Below are 18689 nucleotides of genomic sequence, written 5' to 3'. Positions count from 1 at the left end.
ACCTTAGGTTTGGGGAATTGGTGATGACCGTGCGACGTCTATTTTGCTTGCCAATTCTGACCGCGCTCTGTGTCGCGTCGTCCGGAACCGCTCAGGCGCAGGTCACCGACCCCACTTTGCGCGACAGTTTTTCGATCGGCGACCAGGGCGGCTCGCTGTGCGCCGTCCAAGCGACGGTGCGCGACAATGTCATCGGCGGCATGTTCGATCGTGCCTGGGTGATCCTGTGCCGCGACGCCAGCCAGCCGGTGGGATATGTCCGCATGCTGCGCGCCAGCCCCGACCAGGCGCTCGCCCGGATCGAACGCGGCCGCGCCGACAGCATCACCTGCGCCGCCGACGGAACCTGCACGGTCAGGGACAGCAGCGTCGCGTGGCAAACGCGGGTCGAAGCGGACGGAAACACCGCGTACACGGTCGAAGGCTTTGCCGCCTATGGCGACGCGCTCAACCTCGCGCTCGAATCGGTCCGTCAGCGCAGGGTCGTCCCCGGCGTGATCAAGGTTGCGACGACATCGGTCGGCGCCAACGACGGTTTCGCGCGCACGCTGGCCGGCGCCATCGACGTCGACAAGGCCTTGGCGGAGGGATATCGGCGCAACCACAGCGGCGATTATGCCGAAGCCGCCGAATTTTTCGAAACCCTGTCGCGCCGCGCACAGGGAGACGAGGCCGCCGCCGACATCGACCCGACCGAATTCACCCTGAACCGCGCGCTGCAACGATCGAACCTTGGCGAATTTGGCGAGGCGGAACGGTTGTTTGCCGAAGCCGAGGCGGTGCCGACCAGCGATCCCGTCCAGCTCCGCCTGCGCCGCAATTTCCGCGCCATTCATGCGCTGAACCAGCGCAATTACGACGGGGCGGTCGAACTCTTGCAGCAACCGATCGCGCCGCTGACCAGCGCCGTCACGGTCGATGGCGCCAGCGTCACGCTGACCCCGGCGATCGTCGCCGGGGTGAACAGCGGCAGCAACGCCCGCGCCGTCCAGCAGGCATCGGACCGCGAACGGCTGACTCCGATCGAACGCGCCCAGATCATCGACGCGCAGGCGGTGCACCTGCTCGGCACCGTCGAGCGGCTGCGCGGCAATGGCGCCGCGGCCAAGACGGCGCAGCTCAAGGGGCTGACCGACGCGCTGGCGGTGCGCGAAGGCCGCGTCACCTCGATCGTCCGGCTGCGCTCGCAAATGCTGGGCGAGCTCGCGCTGGCCGAAGAGGCGCTCGGCGACATTGCCGCCGCCGATGCGCGCTTTCTGGATTCGGTGAACGCGCTGGCGGTCGAATATCCCGAAACCAACGCGCTTGCCTCTGCCCGCGCGCGCTACGCCGCCTTCCTGACCCGCCACGGGCAGGACGACAAGGCGCTGGCCATCTATCGCGACGTTGTTGCCGCGCTTGCCGGATCGCAGCGCTCGACCACCGGCATGGCCAATATGATGGCGCCCTATTACCGGTTGCTCGCCAGCCGCGCCGCCACCGATGCCACCGCGGTCAGCGACTTCTTCGTCGCCAGCCAGTTGCAGGTTCGTCCCGGCGTCGCCGATACCCAGGCGGTGCTGGCGCGCGAACTGTCGAGCGGCAGCGACGATGGCGCGCGGCTGTTCCGTCAGGCAACGACGCTGAACCGCGACATCGAGCGCGCCCGGATCGAGGATGCCCGGCTCGGCCAATTGCCGGTTTCGCCCGAAATCAATGCGCTGCGCGCCGACCTCAAGACCCAGATCGACAATCTGTCTTTCCAGCAGGCCGAAACGATCGTCGCGTTGAACGCCTTCCCGCAATATCGCGTCGTCGCGCCGGGCAAGCTCGACCTTGTCGAACTGCAACAGGTGCTGCGCGCCGACGAAGCCTATCTCAAAATGCTGGTGGTCGGCGCTTCCGTCTATGCGATGCTGATCGAACCGGGCGGCGCCCAGCTCTGGAAATCCGACATCAGCGCGGCAGGGCTCGACACCGCGGTCGACGCGATCCGCTCGACGATCTCGATCGTCGAAAATGGCCGCCGCGTGACCTATCCGTTCGATGCGGCAACCGCGTACAAGCTCTATGGCCAGCTGTTCGGCCCGGTCGCCGCCAAGCTGCCCGGCGTTGCCCATCTGATCTTTGAACCCGATGGCGCGATGCTGCGACTGCCGATCAATCTGCTGATCAGCGCCGATACGGGGCTCGCCGCTTACGAACAGCGACTGCTCGATCCCGATGCCGATCCGTTCGACATGCGCCAGGTCGCCTGGCTTGGGCGGACCTCGCGGCCGAGCACCGCGGTATCGACCCTGGCTTTCCGCAACGCTCGGCAGGCGGCGCCGTCGAAGGCCGCCAACCAATATTTCGGGCTGGGCCAGAATTTGCCGGTCGACGGCACCACCCTCCCGTCGCTTGGCACCCGCGGCGCAGCGGGCAGCGCGATCGACAGCGACTGCCAGTGGGACATCGCGCAATGGGCGCGGCCGATTTCTGCCGACGAGCTGGTGACCGCGCGCAACGCGATGGGCGGCAACGCGGGGACGCTGCTGACCGGCGGCGCCTTCACCGACAGCGCGGTCAAGACGCGCACCGACCTCGATGACTATCGTATCATCCATTTCGCGACCCACGGCCTCGTCACCGCGCCGCGCCCCGCCTGCCCGGCGCGCCCCGCACTCGTCACCTCGTTCGGCGACGGTGATTCGGACGGGCTGTTGACCTTTCAGGAAATTTTCGACCTCAAGATCAACGCCGACCTGGTCATCCTGTCGGCGTGCGACACCGCGGGCGCCGCATCGGTCGCGGCCACCCGCGAAGCGGGGCTGTCAGGCGGCGGCAACGCGCTCGACGGGTTGGTGCGCAGCTTCATCGGCGCCGGGGGCCGCTCGGTGATCGCCAGCCATTGGCCGGCCCCCGACGATTTCGACGCGACGAAGCGCCTGATCGGCGGCCTGTTCGGATCGGGTCAGGGTACCAGCGTCGCCGACGCCATGTGGGGAACGCAGCTGCGGCTGATGGACGATCAGCAGACGTCGCATCCTTATTATTGGGCGGGCTTTGCGATCATCGGTGACGGCGGCCAGCCGTTGCTGCACGGGACCACGGCCACTGCCGCCGCCCCCGCGCAGGAAGGTATCGGCCGCGCTGCCCGCTGAACCCATGCCCTTGCCCGAAGCCGGCCCCACCGCGGACAACCCGGTCGCGCCCGATGACCAGCGCCCCGCTGTGCCGCTGCGCAAGCAGGTGCGGCGTCTGGTCATGCAGCTTGGCCCGTCGCGCATGGCGGCAACGATCGTCTTCCTGCTCGTCGCGATCCTGATCGCGCGCTTCAGCTGGCAGATGCCGTTGATCGATGCCGCCGAGCGGGCACTTTATGACGCGCGCGCGACACTGATGGCGCCGCATGTCGAACAGGACAAACGCATCGTCCTGATCACCTATAATGATGAAACCCTGTTCAACACCGGCATCCGGTCACCGCTCGACCGCACCCTCCTTGCCAATGCGCTCGGCAATATCGACCAGATGGGGGCAAAAGCGATCGGCATCGATATCGCGTTCGATTCGCCCCGGCCCGACGACGAGGTGCTGAAGACGCAGTTGCGCGCCATGACCACCCCGACCTGGCTCGCCTATGCCGAGCAGGCGAGTAATCCGAACACGATCTTTTACGAACAGCAGAAGTTTCTCGAAGCCTTCATCGCTGCGGTCGCGACCGACAAGACCAAACCGACCAGCGTGCTGTTTCGGACCGACGACGACAGCGTGATCCGCACCTGGCCCGACCGGCCCAAAAACCTGCCGCCGCTCATGTCGAACGCCTTGGCGCCGGTCGATCCGGCCTTTGCGAATTTCCAGGGCAATATCCGTTTCCTGGTTCCCGCGCGCGCCGCCGCGGGACAGGAGGAGCCCGTTTTCGCCAATATCCCGATCGACACCTTTGCGATGCCCATGGACGCCGACATGCGCGCCGGGTTCGCCGAGCTGGTGAAAGACCGTTACGTCCTGATCGGCGGCGACATCATCGACAACGACCAGTTCAACACCCCGCTCAGCCGTTTTACCGATCCGATCACCGGCCAACACGAAACGATGATCGGGCTGGAAGTTCACGCGCACATGCTGGCGCAGCAGCTCGACAATGCGTGGTCACGGCCCCTGTCGGTTCCGGCGCTGTGGATCCTGGCGATCCTGATCGTGCTGGCGGGCGGGCTGACCAGCCTGATCGACCTGCGCGCGCGCTGGGTCGCGCTCGCCTTTTTCGGGCAGATGGCGTTTTTTGTCGCCTTCCCCTTCTGGTTGCAGGGACGCGGGGTCGATACGACGACCCTGCCCACCTTCGGCTGGGCGATCGGTTGGCTGTTTGGCTATGCGGCCGTCGGCACCGCCGCGCGCACGATCGGGTCGCGCCAGCGAGCCTTTGCCCAGTCGGCGCTCGGCAAATATCTGCCCGCCGATGTCGCGGCGCAGATCATGCGCGATCCCGACCAGCTGTCGTTGCACGGCGAACGGCGCAACATATTCTGCGTCTTTACCGACCTCGAAGGCTTCACCAAGCTGAGCCATGCAGTCACCCCGGAAACCGTCGCGCGGTTGCTGAACGAATATCTCGATCGGCTGTCCGACATCGTGCTCGAACATGGCGGCACGATTGACAAGTTCGTCGGCGACGCCGTCGTCGCCTTCTGGGGCGCGCCGCTCAGCCGTCCCGACGACGGGCCAAAAGCCGCCGCCGCTGCGCTCGCCATGTATCAGGCCGGCGAGAAATACCGCGTTGACCTGGCCGCCGAAGATGTTCCGCCGATCGGCATGACGCGCGTCGGGTTGCACGTCGGCGATGCGATCGTCGGCAATTTCGGCGGCGAAGGGCGCATCCAATATACCGCGCTTGGCGACAGCATGAACACCGCCTCGCGGCTCGAAGCCGCGAACAAGAGCCTGAAGACGGGTGTCCTGATCTCCGCCGAAGCCGCGGCGCGATCGGATCGCGACGATCTGGTACCGATGGGGCGGGTGACGCTGCGCGGCCGCGCCCAGCCCGTCGACGTTCTCTCTCCGCGCCCCGACCTTGCGCCGGAACAACGCGCGCGGATTGCGGCCATGGTCGCGGCGCACAGCGCGGGCGATAAAAATGCCTATGTGACCTGTGCCACAGCAGCACAGGCCGAATTCGGTCAGGATCCAGCCATAATGTTTCTGATAGAACGTCTGAACAATACGAAGAATGGAGAAAGCTATGTCCTTTCCTGATCTGCCAAAGGGCCGCATTGCCCTCTCTGCCGCCGCGGCAATCATGGCGGTTGCGGTGGTCGGCAGCGCTGCCGCGCAATCGATGGTCGTCCGTTCAACCGGCCCGTCGGCGAGCAAATATCCGACGGGAGCCAAGCTGAAATCGGCCGACAAGCTGACCCTCGTCGCAGGCGACAAGGTCGTATTGATGCAGGCGGGCAAGACCCGCACCCTGTCCGGCCCCGGCACCTTTGGCGCCAGCGCCACGATCCAGACCAGCCAGTCGATGAGCGGAACCGTGACCCGGATGCTGGCCAAGGGGCCGATGATGCGGTCGCGCGGCGGTTTTTCCCGTGGTCCCGGCGACACTGCACCGGTCGAGGCGCGGGCGCCGAACCTGTGGCTGCTCGACTATCGCGAAGGCGGCACCTTCTGCGTCGCCAACCCTGCCACGTTGATGCTGTGGCGTCCCAACATGGAGGGCGACACCGCGCTGGAAATCGAAAGCGCGGGCAAAAAATCGACCGTCGCGATCGTCGATGGCGCCAATTTCCGCAAATGGCCGACCGATGTGCTGCCGGTACAATATGGCGTCGATTACCGGCTGTCCGGCGGCGGCCTCGCGGCGCCGGTGACGGTGCGCTTTACCGCGCTCGAAAACGCGCCTGACACGGTCGAAGGATCGGTCGATATGTTGATGGCAAAGGGCTGCACACCGCAGCTCAATCGGCTGGTCGACGCGATGTCGGAATCTGAAGCAGGTTGAGGCAAACGGATTCGGCCGGGCATTGAACCCGGTCGAGCCATCTGATACAAAACGGGCGAAAATCTGCCGCTACAACCGGCAGAACCTTTCCTTGGGTCGAACAATTCGCGCTGCCCGGCTTTGCGGCAGAGCCATATGAATTTCCGCACCGCGATTTCGCGGTCGCGTTCGTACTTAAGGGGTGGTGATGATCAAGGGGGATGTGGGATATATTGCGCGCGGGCGACCGAAACGGGCGGCCCTGCGGCGAACGCTGATCGGTTCGGCCGGACTGGTCGCGGCAGCGATGCCCGCCGCGACGCTGGCGCAGGTCACCCCGCAGATCCCGACGCGCGAGGAAATCCAGCAGCCGACCCTTGCGCCGCTGACCCCGCCCAACGAACAGGTGGTGACCGCCGACGACGGCATCGAGCGCGCGCCCTGCCCGCTCGCCAACCCCGAATTCGCCAACGTCCGCATCACGCTGCGCGGGGTCGAATTTTCCAGTGTGGCAGGCATCGACAATGCCATGCTGGCGTCCAGCTGGTCGGATAAGGTCGGGCAGGATCTGCCGATTTCGGTCGTGTGCGACATCCGCGACCGCGCCGCGACGATGCTGCGGTCGCAAGGTTATCTCGCTGCGGTCCGCGTTCCCCCGCAAACGATCGACGATGGCGTCGTGCAGCTCGAGATTCTTGCTGCGCGGATGTCGCGGATCGAGGTGCGCGGCGACGCCGGTGCCAACGAACCGCTGCTACAGCGCTATCTGTCGCGCCTCGACGATCAGCCGGTGTTCAACATCATCGACGCCGAACGCTATCTGCTGTTGGCGCGCGATATTCCGGGCATGGATGCGCGGCTGACGCTCCGTCCGGGCGGCGCCCCGGGCGAGGTCGTCGGCGAAGTTACCGTCGCGCGCACCCCGGTGCTGTTCGATTTCAACGCGCAGAATTTCGGCTCGCGCGACGTCGGCCGCTGGGGTGGGGTGGCGCGCGTCCGCCTGGCCGGGCTGACCGGCATGGGCGATCTGACGACTGCCAGCTTTTATTCGACCCCCGATTTCGACGAACAGCAGGTGGTGCAACTGGCGCACGAATTCCGCGTCGGCGGAGAAGGGTTGCGGCTGGGGGCCAGCTACACTTACGCCTGGACGCGCCCCGACATCGCGGCGTTCCCGATCAAGTCGAAAACCCAGATCGTCAGCCTGTTTGCCTCCTATCCCGTCACGCTGACGCAGGCGCGGCGCTTGACCGTCGGCGGCGGGCTCGACCTGATCGATCAGGACATCGGCCTTGGCGGCGTGCCGATCAACCGCGACCGGCTGCGCGTCTTTAACCTACGCGCCGACGCCAGCTGGATCGACCCGTCGTCGGTGGCGGGTCGCGGCGGCTTCAGTCCCAGCGAACCTCGCTGGGCGCTGTCGACGTCGATCGAAGCGCGGCAGGGTGCCAGCTTCCTTGGCGCGAGTGACGATTGCGGTCCCGGCGGGGCAACCTGTTTCCTGCCCGGCGCGGTGCCACTGACCCGCGTCGAGGGCAAACCCGATGCGTTCCTGCTGCGCGCCAATGCGCTCGCCGAATGGCGACCGCACAAGTTATTCACCCTGTCGGCCGCCCCGCGCGCGCAATGGTCGAACGATCCGCTACTCGCTTATGAGGAGTTTTCGGGCGGCAATTTCACCGTCGGGCGTGGGTTCGATCCCGGCACGATCATCGGCGACAGCGGCATCGGCGTCGCGCTCGAGGCGCGCTACGGGTCGTTCGTCCCCGCCAATACCAAGGCGTTCGCGGTGCAGCCCTTCGCCTTCTTCGACGCCGCCTGGGTGTGGAACAAGGATACCGCATTCAACGGCCTCAATCCGCAGAAACTCTATTCCGCGGGCGGCGGGGTGCGCGTTGCCTATGGCGATGTCGCGCGGCTCGACGTGACGGTCGCGGCGCCGCTGAACCGCGGCGGTTTCCTGGTCAAAAAGCCCGACCCGCGGCTGCTGGTGTCGCTGACCACCCAATTTGGCGTGAAGGCGCGCTGACCCATGACGACGACATCGAGGACCACAGACATGCGTGCCACGGCCAATCCCGCACCGACCCGCAACTGCAAGCGCCGCCTCCTCGAAAGCTGTGCGATCGTGGCCGGGCTGGCGGCGCTGGCCTACGGCGGACCGGCGCTCGCGCAGGTGGCGGGTACCGGGCAAGCCGTCACCGGTCCGGGGCTCAGCACGCCGACAATCTCGCCGCCGGGACCAGGACCAACCACCGTCGACACGACGGGCGCCCAGACCATCATCAACTGGACGCCGTCGAATGCGCCGGTCGGCGGGGTGATCGACTTTCTGCCCGCCGGCAATTCGCTCAACTTCACCGGTACCGGCCAATATATCGTCCTCAACCGCTTCATTTCCGGCGCAGGCCTGCCGATTTCCGACCAGATCGCGATCAACGGCACCGTCAACAGCATCGACTTTGCCACCTCGGGCGGGCGCGGCGGCAATATCTGGTTCTATAACGCCGGCGGCATTCTGATCGGCGCGAGCGGCGTGATCAATGTCGGCAGCCTGGTGCTGACGGCAAACGACATCCTGACCTCCGACGGCCTGCTCGGGCCGGCGGGCGAAATCCGTTTCCGCGGCGCGGCGGGCAGCACTTCGGCGATCACCGTGAACGGCGCGATCAATGCCAACACCGCGCTCAGTCCCGGCAGCAGCTATGTCGCGCTGGTGGCGCCGCGCGTCGTCCAGGCAGGCGCCGTCCGCGTCGACGGATCGGTCGGCTATGTCGCCGCCGAGCAGGCGGATATCCGGATCAACGGCGGGCTGTTCGACATCAATGTTCAGGTCGGCGCAGAGGGCGGCAACGTCATCACCCACACCGGCACCACCGGCGGTCCGGGCCATCTGGACAGCAACCCGAACGACAGCCGCGTCTATATGGTCGCAATCCCGAAAAATCTGGCGGTCACGATGCTGGTGTCGGGCCAGATCGGTTATGACGCGGTGTCGGCGCAGGTCGATCCCAACGGCGCGGTGCGCCTGTCGGCGGGGTATAATGTCACGAATGGCGAAGTGAACGATACGCCGGTGAACGGCGTCGCGGCGAACATCACCGTCGGCGATACATTGTTCAGCAGCAGCGTCGTGGCGCGCGCCAGCGGCACCTTTGCCGGTCGGCCCGACAATCTGATCCCGGCCAGCACCCCGCCGACCCCGCAAACCGGCAAGATCATCGTACGTGGCGATGCCGATTTCGGCGGGGATGCGGGTGCGACGCTGACCGTCGGGGCCGACCAGGCGATCGAAGTCGACGGCGCCTTGGCGCTCCAGTCGCTGGGCCAGCTGCAAACCGACGGATCGCGGCAGGGCGGCAATGCAACCTTGTCGGTCCTCGGCGGCTCGGTCACCGCGGGCTTCATCACCGTCGCGTCGATCGGCGCAGCGGGTATCGGGACCGGCGGCGGCGACGGGACGGGCGGCGATGCGTCCGTCCTGATTTCGGGCGCCGGCAGCACCCTCACCGCCAACGGCCTGAATGTCCAATCGACGGGGATCGGCGGCGGTGTCACCTTTGATTCGAGCGGCGTGGGCACGGCGGTCGACAACAGCGGCGACGGCACCGGCGGCAACGCGACGCTGACCGTCGAAAATGGCGGCGCGCTCGCGATCAACGGGTTAGTCGACGTCGCCGCGACGGGCATCGGGCAGACCGGCAACATCCAGTCGGGCAGCGGCACCGGTGGCACCGCGCGGATCGGGGTGACCGGCGCCGGAACGTCGCTCAATGCGCTGGGGACCAGCGTCAGCGCCAATGGCGTCGGTGGTAGCGGGGCTTCGCAATCGGGATCGCCCATCCCCACGCAAAATGGTGGAGCAGGCACAGGCGGCAACGCCGCGATCGTCATCAACGCGCCCGCGGCCACGATCGTCGATTTGGGTGCTGTTGCGATGTCCGCCAACGGCGTCGGCGGGGAAAGTAGCGTCGTTGAAGGCGCGACCGGCGCCAGTGGCACCGGCGGCGTGGTCAGCCTGTCGGTCGACGGTGGCATCGCTGTCGACATGAACGACCTGGTGCTCAGCGCTGGCGCACGTAGCGGCGGCGCGCTGTCGCCCAGCAACCTGACCGCTCGCTCGGGCGACAGCGTCGGCGGCACCGTCACGATTGCCGTCGCCAACGGCAGCGGCATCATCAACGACGGCAACACCACGATCGATGTCAGCGGCATTGCCGGCGCCAGCGAAAGCATCGGAACCGGTGCCGGCGGCAACGTCGCGATTACGGCGACCACAGGCGGTCTGTTCTCCACCGATGGCGGCGTTGCAATCAGCGCCTCGGGTGGCAATTTTCTGTCATCGGGGCTGATCAATGCAGGCGCCTCGACCGGCGGCAATATCGATCTGACCGCCAATGGCGGGACGATTACCGCGGCATCCTTCTTTATGGAGGCCAATGCCCAACGACCCAATTCCGACGCCAGCGGCGGCGCGGTCACCGGGGGAACGATCGACCTGATCGCAACCAATAACGGCACGATCAGCGCGACCGACTCGGGCGGCTTCAACGAATTTTCCGCCTCGGCGTCCAGTGGTTCCGCGCCCACCGATGTGCTGACCACCGGCGGCGCGATTCAGGTGATTGCCGACGGCGGCACGATTTCGATGGCGAATTTCGCCAGCTTTTCGGCCAGCGGCGTATCTGGCGGCAATTTGACCGAGGGGGCGTCGCCGATTGAATCGGGCGTCGGCGGGACGGTTCTGATCCGCATCCGTAACAGCACGACCGGTACCGGCAGCATGACGTTCGATGACATCTTCGTCGACGCGCTTGGGGCCACGAACAGCTTTTCCGAAGGCGTGAATGTCGGGGATGGCGCAGCCGGCGCGGTTGGCGGCACCGCGACCTTTGACATGCAAAGCGGCAGCTTCACCGCCAACCTGCTGTCCGTCAGCGCCGACGGCTTTGGCGGCACCGCCGCCGGAATCGGTCGCGGGGGAACGGCGACTTTGACGCAAACGGGCGGCACGATGACGGTCGGCACGCTGTCGGTTTCAGCATCGGGTCGCGGCGGCTTTGATCCTGCCGTTTCGGGCAACGGGATCGGCGGCACCGCAGCGCTCAACCTGCTCGGCGGCACGCTGAACGGCGGCAATGTCTCGGTTTCGGCCAACGGCGAGGGCGGCAACGGCGCCAACGGCGATGACGACGATCCGGCCAACCCGACCCCGACCGGTGCCGGGGGTACAGGACAGGGCGGGACTGCGATCATCAACATCGACGGTACGGCGGTGATCAATACCGCCACGCTCGCGGCCTATGCCAATGGCGAGGGCGGCGAGGGCGGCAGCTATTTCGCGTTCAATGGCGTCGCCGGCAATGGCGGCAACGCGGGCGACAGCGTCGGCGGCACCGCGACGATCAATATCGTGTCGGGAACGCTGACCACCGGGGATCTGATCGCCGACGCCGGTAGCATCGGCGGCGCGGGCGGCAACGTCTTTGCGTCGAGCAGTTCGGGTTCGGTCACCGGAATCGGCGTCGGCGGCAATGGCGGCAACAGCCAGGGCGGCACGGCGACGATCAATTTCGCGACCGATTTTACTGCCACCGGCACGGTCGCCAGCACGTCGCGCGGATCGGGCGGCGTCGGCGGCTTTGGCACGGTCGGCGGCAATGGCGGCGCCGGGGCGGGCGGTCTGGCGCAGGTCATCGTTTCCGATTTCGATGCGGGCGCGCTGGCGCTGACCGTCGATGCGTCGGCGATCGGCGGCAATGGCGGCTTTGGTGATGACGGCGCCGGCGGCGATGGCGGCAACGCGGCGGGCGGCATCGGACGGATCGAAGCCGATGGCGCCAATGCGAATATCAGCGTCTCGCAGGCCAATTTCGTCACCGCGGCGACCGGCGGCAATGGCGGCGGCGCCAACAGCAGCTTCTTCTCCGAAGAACTTGTCGGTGCTGCGGGTGGCCGCGGCGGCGATGCCACCGGCGGGACGCTTGAGATTGCGGCCAGCAACGGTTCGACCGTCGCGATCACCCCGGAAACCAGCGGCATCATCGCGCTCAGCAGCGCGGGAACCGGCGGCAACGGCGGCAACGGCGCATTCAACGGCTTCGGCGGGATGCGGGTTGGTGGCGACGGCGGCAGCGGGGGCGGCGGCACTGGCGGCACCGTGCGCCTGTCGGCCAATGGCGGCACCATCACGTCGAACGGCGCGGCGGTCGACATCAACGTCAGCGGCCTGTCGGGAATCGGCGGCGCTGGCGGCACGGGAAGCGCCGGGAACGGCGCCGCGGGCGGATCGGTCGGGACAACGGGGGGCCGCGCGGTCATCGACGCCTCGGCCACGTCATCCGGCGTTGGCGTGGTCGATCTGGGGGCGACCACGATCGCCGCGAACGGCGACGCCGCGGGCCGGATCGAGGTCCGGAGCAGCGGCGAAATCACGTTCGCCAGCTTGACGGCCGATGCGCTGGGAACGGCACCGCCGACCAACAATGACACCGACGAAGCCCCGGCGGGGATCTTCTTTGACGTAACCGGCGGCACGATCGCCACCACCGGCGACATGACGCTGACCACCGACAGCTCGTTCGGTACCTATGGCCAGTCGAACGGCAGCGTCGCGGTGGGCGGCAACCTGCTGATCACCGCCGCCGACCAGATCGACATCCGGCACGACGGGCGCGAAGGAACCGCGCGCACAATCGGCGCGACCGGCAGCCTGTCGGCCACCGCGGGCAGCATCAGCGGCGCGCCGGGCAGCTTGCTGGGCGCGGACGGGACCTTGTCGCTGACCTCGACCCTTGGCGGCATCGGGGTCGACCGGCTCGACGGCAACAACATCGTCGTCACCGCGGCAGGCGCGGCGTCGGTCGAACATGCCGAAGCGGTCAATGATTTTACCGCCAGCGGCGCCAGCTTCCGAACCGGGCTCAATTCGATCATCACCGGCGGCGATATCTTCGTGACCTCGCCGGGCGCAGTCGACCTGGGTAATTCGACCGCGGGCGGCTTCGTCCAGGTCAGCGGCCAGTCGATCCTGTTCAACAATATCGATGCCGGGTCGTCGGTCTTCCTGACCGCGACCGGCAACACCCCCGGCGCCGAAGGGATCGGCGGCGGATCGATCGATGCAGGCGGCAGCATCAACCTCAACGCAACCCGCATCGCCATCAGCGGCGAAATAGCGGGCGGCGGCGCCCTGTTTGCCAATGGCAGCGCCGGACCAGTGGCCATCGCGCTTGCCAATATGGGCGATTTCATATCGGTGTCGGCCACCGGCGACATTACCGGCACCTACAACACGCCGAACAGCATCCGACTGACATCGGACGCCAATATCAGCGCATCGGCGAACGCGACCGGGTTCGAAAGCTCCAGCAGCGGCACCCCGATCGCCGCGAGCGTCTATGTCGATGCGGGCGGTGACGTCGTCCTGACCAATAACAGCGCCACCGGCATGTTCGGGGTCCGCGCGGGCGGGTCGGCATCGGTCAACGGCGCCAATGTCGGCGAAGACGTGCTGGTGCTGGCGGGCACTACCGCAACGCTGGCCAACATCACGGCGGGCGACGACCTGACGGTCACGGCGCCGGGCGGGATTAGCGCCAACGGCCTCGCGACGACCGGCACCGGGCCCGATGATCGGACGCTCAGCTACGGACCGTTCAGCCCGTCCGGCCCCAGCTTCTTCCAGGCCAATTCGTCGCCCCCCGACCTGTCGAACATCACCCTCACCGCATCGGCGGGTACCATCGGCGGCGGCAATATCGCAGCATTCGACAATCTCAGCCTGACAGCATCGGGTGCGGTGACGACAACCGGCACGCTGGCGTCGGGTCAGGCCACCAGTGTCAGCGGCGACAGCATCGCCTTTGCCGCGATCGATGCGGGCAGCACGGTCAACCTGACCGCGACCAACGCCATCACCGGCGCGAACATCGCCGCAGGCAGCGATATCAACCTGATCGGCGACAGCATTTCGCTGACCGGCACGGTAACCGGCGGCGCAAACTTCTTTGCCTTTGGCCTCGGCGGACCAGTCGCGGTCAATCAGGCGGACGCCGCCGGGACGATTTCGATCTTTGCGGACGGCGACCTCACCGGAACCTATGTTGCTGGCGGCGATATTCGGTTGAATTCCAACGCGAATGTCGATGCTTCGGCGACCGCTAATGGCGGCTTCCCCGATCCCAGCGGGATTCCAACCCAAGGCAATGTCTTTGTCGAGGCGGCAGGCAATGTCGTGCTGGCGAACAGCGCCGCCGCACGCATGTTCGGGGTCAGTGCAGGCGGGTCGGCGACGATCGCGGGCGCCAATGCGGGCGAGGATATGCTCGTCCTCGCAGGCACGACCGCAACGCTCACAGGGATCACCGCGGGCGATGACGTCGATGTACGCACGGTCGGCGATCTCTCGGCAACCGGGGTCAGCGCGACGGGCGCCGAGGCCGATACCGCCATGTTGGGATTTGTTGCGGGCAGCGGCTTCACGATCAATTCGGGCGAAGGGGTGTCGGCAACCGATGGCTCCGATGTCCGGTTGTCGGCTGGCGGGGCGATCAGCGCATCGGCGCTATCGGCAGGAGACGACATCGTCGCGATAGCACCCGGGGCCATCGCGATCGACGGAGCGACGACGCTTGGCCTTGGCGCGACCGGGGGCAGCAGCGACATTCGCACGCAGGGCGGCGACACGACGCTGGCGGGGCTCAATGCCTTTACCGACGTTCTGGTCACGTCGACCGGCACCTTCAGCGCGACCGGCACCGTCGCCGCGGGGCGCGACATTGCCGTCACCGCTACGGCCGCCAATCTCGAAACGCTGGCCAGCCCCGGCGGCTCCTTTGTCAGCACCCTCGACGCCGGAGCGAATCTGACCGTCACCGCCGCGGGAGCCATCATCGGGGGCCGGGTGCGCGCCGGGGGCGACCTGACGCTGACCGGCGCCAGCATCGACATCACCCGCGCCCAGACCACCGGGACCGGACAACTGACCCTCGACGGAACGAACGGCGTTAATTCCACCAATATCCAGGCCGGCGGGGCCACCCTGCTCAACGCAAGCAACGGCGCCGTGACTTCCGACGGGCTCATCTCGACCGGTCCGGTGACCGTCAGCGGCGACAGCGTCAACCTTCGCACCGGTGGCAATATTGTCTTCGCCAGCCTGACTGCCGATGTCGGCGATGCGGTGGTGCGCACCAGTTCGGGCACATTGACCGTCACGTCGGGCGTCGTTGCCGGACGCGCCGCGCTGAGCGCGGAGAGCGGCGATGACATCATCATCGACCAGCTCACCGCGAACCGTGCCGATGTGACGACGCAGGGCGACATCACCGTCAACACATTGCTGACCGCCCGGAATATCTCGCTGCAATCGAACGACATCATCATAGCCAGCGGCGCACGGGTCGGTACCGCGGGCGGCACCGATACGCTGTCGATCGAAAACAACGATGTGTTCAGCCAGACGTTCGTCGGCGGCACCGGCACCCGCAACGGCTTCCATCTCGACGCGAACGAGCTTACCCGGCTGTTCGGTACGAATATTGAAATCTTCGCGCCCGACGTTCAGGTCGTCAGCGGCGGGTCGGTCGGCAGTACCACCCCGCCCGACCTCATCGTCGACAGCTTCACCCTCGCCGGGGGTGCCGCCGGGTCGAACCTCGGTGCCAATGGCGCGCTGACCATTCGCACCCCGGGCAAGATGCGCGTTATCGGCAATGTCCAGCTGACTGGCCTGTCCGACACCAACGCGCTCAACCTGTTCGCCGACGACGCGCTCGAAGTCATCCTGGGACAAGGCACGGTGCGACTGGTCAACGGCGCCAACGCCGCCGGTCAGCTCAACATGGTATCCGACGACATCATCGTCGCGACGACCGCCGCGATCAACGACGTCGGCGCCGCGACATCGACCGATGCGATCGAAACGCGTCTGGCACAGAACGACGGCGTGCTGATCGACGAAGGCGCGTTGTTCGCGCGCGGCATCCGCGCCGAAGTCGTCGGCGGTTTCTATGTGCAAAACAGCGGCGTCGGCACCGATTTTGCCAGCCGCCGCGGTCTGAGCTTTGGCGCAGGCGGGCTCAATGTGGTCACGAGCGGTCCGTCGCGGATCGTCATAAACGGCGTCCACATCGGGCCCAATGGCCAGGTGACCGGACTCGACACCATCCTGCTCCTCACCATCGGCGGGGTAGCGCCCGTCGCGGGCAACTTCGATCCGCGCTCAACCTTTAACGGCTGCCTGATCGCCAATGCCAGCGCCTGCGCCTTTATCGACGTACAAAGCAACTTCCCGGTCCAGGACGTCATCGAAGAAGAGGCAGACGCCGTCGATGAGGATGGCAACGGCCAGAGCCTGCCTGTACCGCTGATCACGATGCGCGACCTCGATCCGCTGAGCGGCGAGCCGCTGCTCGACGATCCGGTGACGGGGGCGGGTAACGATGATCTGTGGACGCCGACGGAAGGTCCGTAGCGGGCTTTGCGACAAGACCGTAGCCCTGAGCCTGTCGAAGGGCGCCTCTCGGAGAAGCGCCCTTCGACAGGCTCTGGGCTACGGTTCTTCAATCGGGTTGACGCCTCCCCATCGGGCGAGGCATGGGCGCGAGCATGACCGACGCCCCTGCCTCGCAGCCGCTGATGCTGTTCAACAGCCTGACGCGCCAGCTGGAAGAATTCCAGCCTGTCCATCCCGGCGAGGCGCGCGTCTATAGCTGCGGCCCGACGGTCTATAACTACCCGCACATCGGCAACATGCGCGCCTATGTCTTTGCCGACACGCTTGGCCGCACCCTGTCGTTCAAGGGCTACAAGCTCACCCACGTCATCAACATCACCGACGTCGGCCACCTGACCGACGACGCCGATGCGGGCGAGGACAAGATGGAAAAGATGGCGGCGGAGAAAGCGCAGTCGATCTGGGACATCGCGCGCCATTATACCGAGGCTTATTGGGCGGACGTGAAGGCGCTCAATATCCGCCAGCCGGCGCACTGGTCGATCGCGACCGACTATGTGCCGCAAATGATCGAATTTGCGAAGGCGATCGCCGACAAGCATTGCTACGAGCTGGAGGGCGGCCTCTATTTCGACACCTCGACGGTCGCCGATTACGGCGCGCTGGCACGCGCAAAAACCGACGAGGGCGAGGGCCGGATCGAGGAGGTTGAGGGCAAACGTCACGCCGCGGACTTTGCGATCTGGCGCAAGACGCCCGCGGGCGAAACGCGCCAGATGGAATGGGATTCACCGTGGGGCAAAGGCGCGCCCGGCTGGCACCTCGAATGTTCGGTGATGTCCGAGGCGCTGCTCGGCTTTCCGTTCGACATTCACACCGGCGGCATCGACCACCGCGAGATCCACCACCCGAACGAGATCGCGCAGAACCAGGCGCATAGCTGCTCGGACGCGAGCGGCGCACGCATCTGGATGCACAATAATTTCCTGATCGAACGCAGCGGCAAGATGAGCAAGAGCGCGGGCGAATTCCTGCGCCTGCAACTGCTGATCGACAAGGGCTACCACCCCCTCGCCTATCGCCTGATGTGCCTGCAGGCGCATTATCGCAGCGAGCTGGAATTTTCGTGGGAGGGTTTGGGCGCGGCACTGACGCGGTTGAAGCGGATGGTGATGGGCGTCGAACAGCTAAAGGCTCGACATCTTGAAACGACGTCGTCGGCGTGGTCGCCGACTTACGCGGCGGGGGAATGGACCCTGCGCAAATTTCTGGATGCGATGCCGGTCAAGTCGATCGAATCTAACAACCTTACCCAATTTGATCGCGAGATTTCAAATGACCTTGGTGCGCCGAGCGCGCTCCTAGAGGTCGAACTGGTTCTCGGGCCGGGAGCAAAAAAGCAATCGGCGTCCGATCGGTTGAACACGCTCGCTGCTATTGACGATGTGCTGGGGCTGGCGATCTGTTCCACGTCGCGCGCTGACCTTCGCATCCGCCCGAACGCCGCCACCATCACCGAGGCCGAAATCGAAGCCGCCCTCACCCGCCGCAAGGAGGCGCGTGCGGCCAAGGACTTCGCGACCTCCGACAAACTCCGCGACGAACTTACCGCTGCGGGGGTCGAGGTGATGGATGGCGACCCGCTTGGCTGGGATTGGCGGCTCGACGCCAATTGAGCATCATCTGGTTGGGTCGAAACACCACCTTCCCGATTCCGGCTTGGAAAGTCGGGATCACCAATCACCGTAGCCCTGAGCTTGTCGAAGGGCGCCTCTCGGCAATAGGCGCCCTTCGACAAGCTCAGGGCTACGGTTCAATCCGAACCGAATGCTCCCCTCTCGTCATCCCGGCGAAGGCCGGGATGACGATGCGAACGGGAATCATCGCGCTTTAAAGACTTGCCCCGGCGCCGCGGGCTGCTAGCTTCGTTGCATGTCGCAACTGATCTGCTGGCTTCTCCTCGGGCTCGTCCATCTGATCCCCGCACTCGCGCTGTTCCGCCCGGCGCTGATCACGCGGCTCTACGGCGTTCAGCCCGACAGCCCGCTCTTCCTGCTGATGCAGCACCGCGCCGCGCTGTTCTTTGCGGTGCTCGTCGCGTGCATCTGGGCCGCCTTTGATCCCGGCGGGCGCAAGATCGCGACCCTGCTGGCGGCGATCAGCATGCTCAGCTTCCTTTTTCTCTATCAATCCTACGGCCGCCCCGCGCAGCTCGGCACCATCGCGCTCGTCGATCTGATCGGCCTTGTCCCGCTCGCCTGGGCGGGGTGGCACGCATTTCAGCAATAG

Annotated in this window: 7 protein-coding genes; all 7 read left to right on the top strand. The window is 66.2% G+C overall.

Annotation, left to right across the window (positions count from 1 at the left end):
- Positions 1-47 precede the first annotated feature (47 nt).
- The 7 genes from SPYCW_RS03185 (at position 48) to SPYCW_RS03155 (ending at position 18689) form a co-directional block, all read left to right on the top strand.
- A complete protein-coding gene (locus SPYCW_RS03185; RefSeq protein WP_232014817.1) occupies positions 48-3122 on the top strand; it encodes a CHAT domain-containing protein in 3075 nt (1024 codons plus the stop codon).
- A gap of 4 nt (positions 3123-3126) precedes the next feature.
- Complete coding sequence (locus tag SPYCW_RS03180; protein ID WP_172595408.1) at positions 3127-5217, top strand: adenylate/guanylate cyclase domain-containing protein; 2091 nt, start codon at positions 3127-3129, stop codon at positions 5215-5217.
- Entirely contained in the window at positions 5204-5962 is a 759-nt protein-coding gene (locus tag SPYCW_RS03175; protein WP_120215560.1) for a hypothetical protein, read from the top strand. The genes SPYCW_RS03180 and SPYCW_RS03175 overlap by 14 nt, the downstream gene beginning before the upstream one ends.
- Before the next feature lie 187 nt (positions 5963-6149).
- Positions 6150-7970: a ShlB/FhaC/HecB family hemolysin secretion/activation protein gene (locus tag SPYCW_RS03170; RefSeq protein ID WP_120215559.1), complete on the top strand. Its 1821-nt coding sequence runs from the start codon at positions 6150-6152 to the stop codon at positions 7968-7970.
- A gap of 30 nt (positions 7971-8000) precedes the next feature.
- Positions 8001-16418: a hypothetical protein gene (locus tag SPYCW_RS03165; RefSeq protein ID WP_120215558.1), complete on the top strand. Its 8418-nt coding sequence runs from the start codon at positions 8001-8003 to the stop codon at positions 16416-16418.
- Positions 16419-16552: 134 nt separating this feature from the next.
- Complete coding sequence (gene cysS / locus SPYCW_RS03160; RefSeq protein WP_120218070.1) at positions 16553-18076, top strand: cysteine--tRNA ligase; 1524 nt, start codon at positions 16553-16555, stop codon at positions 18074-18076.
- A 256-nt stretch (positions 18077-18332) separates the two neighbouring features.
- The gene (locus SPYCW_RS03155) at positions 18333-18689 is read left to right on the top strand and encodes a hypothetical protein (RefSeq protein ID WP_120215557.1); all 357 of its coding nucleotides are present in this window, start codon (positions 18333-18335) and stop codon (positions 18687-18689) included.

Source organism: Sphingopyxis sp. EG6 (assembly GCF_003609815.1).
Lineage (GTDB): Bacteria > Pseudomonadota > Alphaproteobacteria > Sphingomonadales > Sphingomonadaceae > Sphingopyxis.
This window is presented reverse-complemented; position numbering and strand designations above follow the sequence as displayed.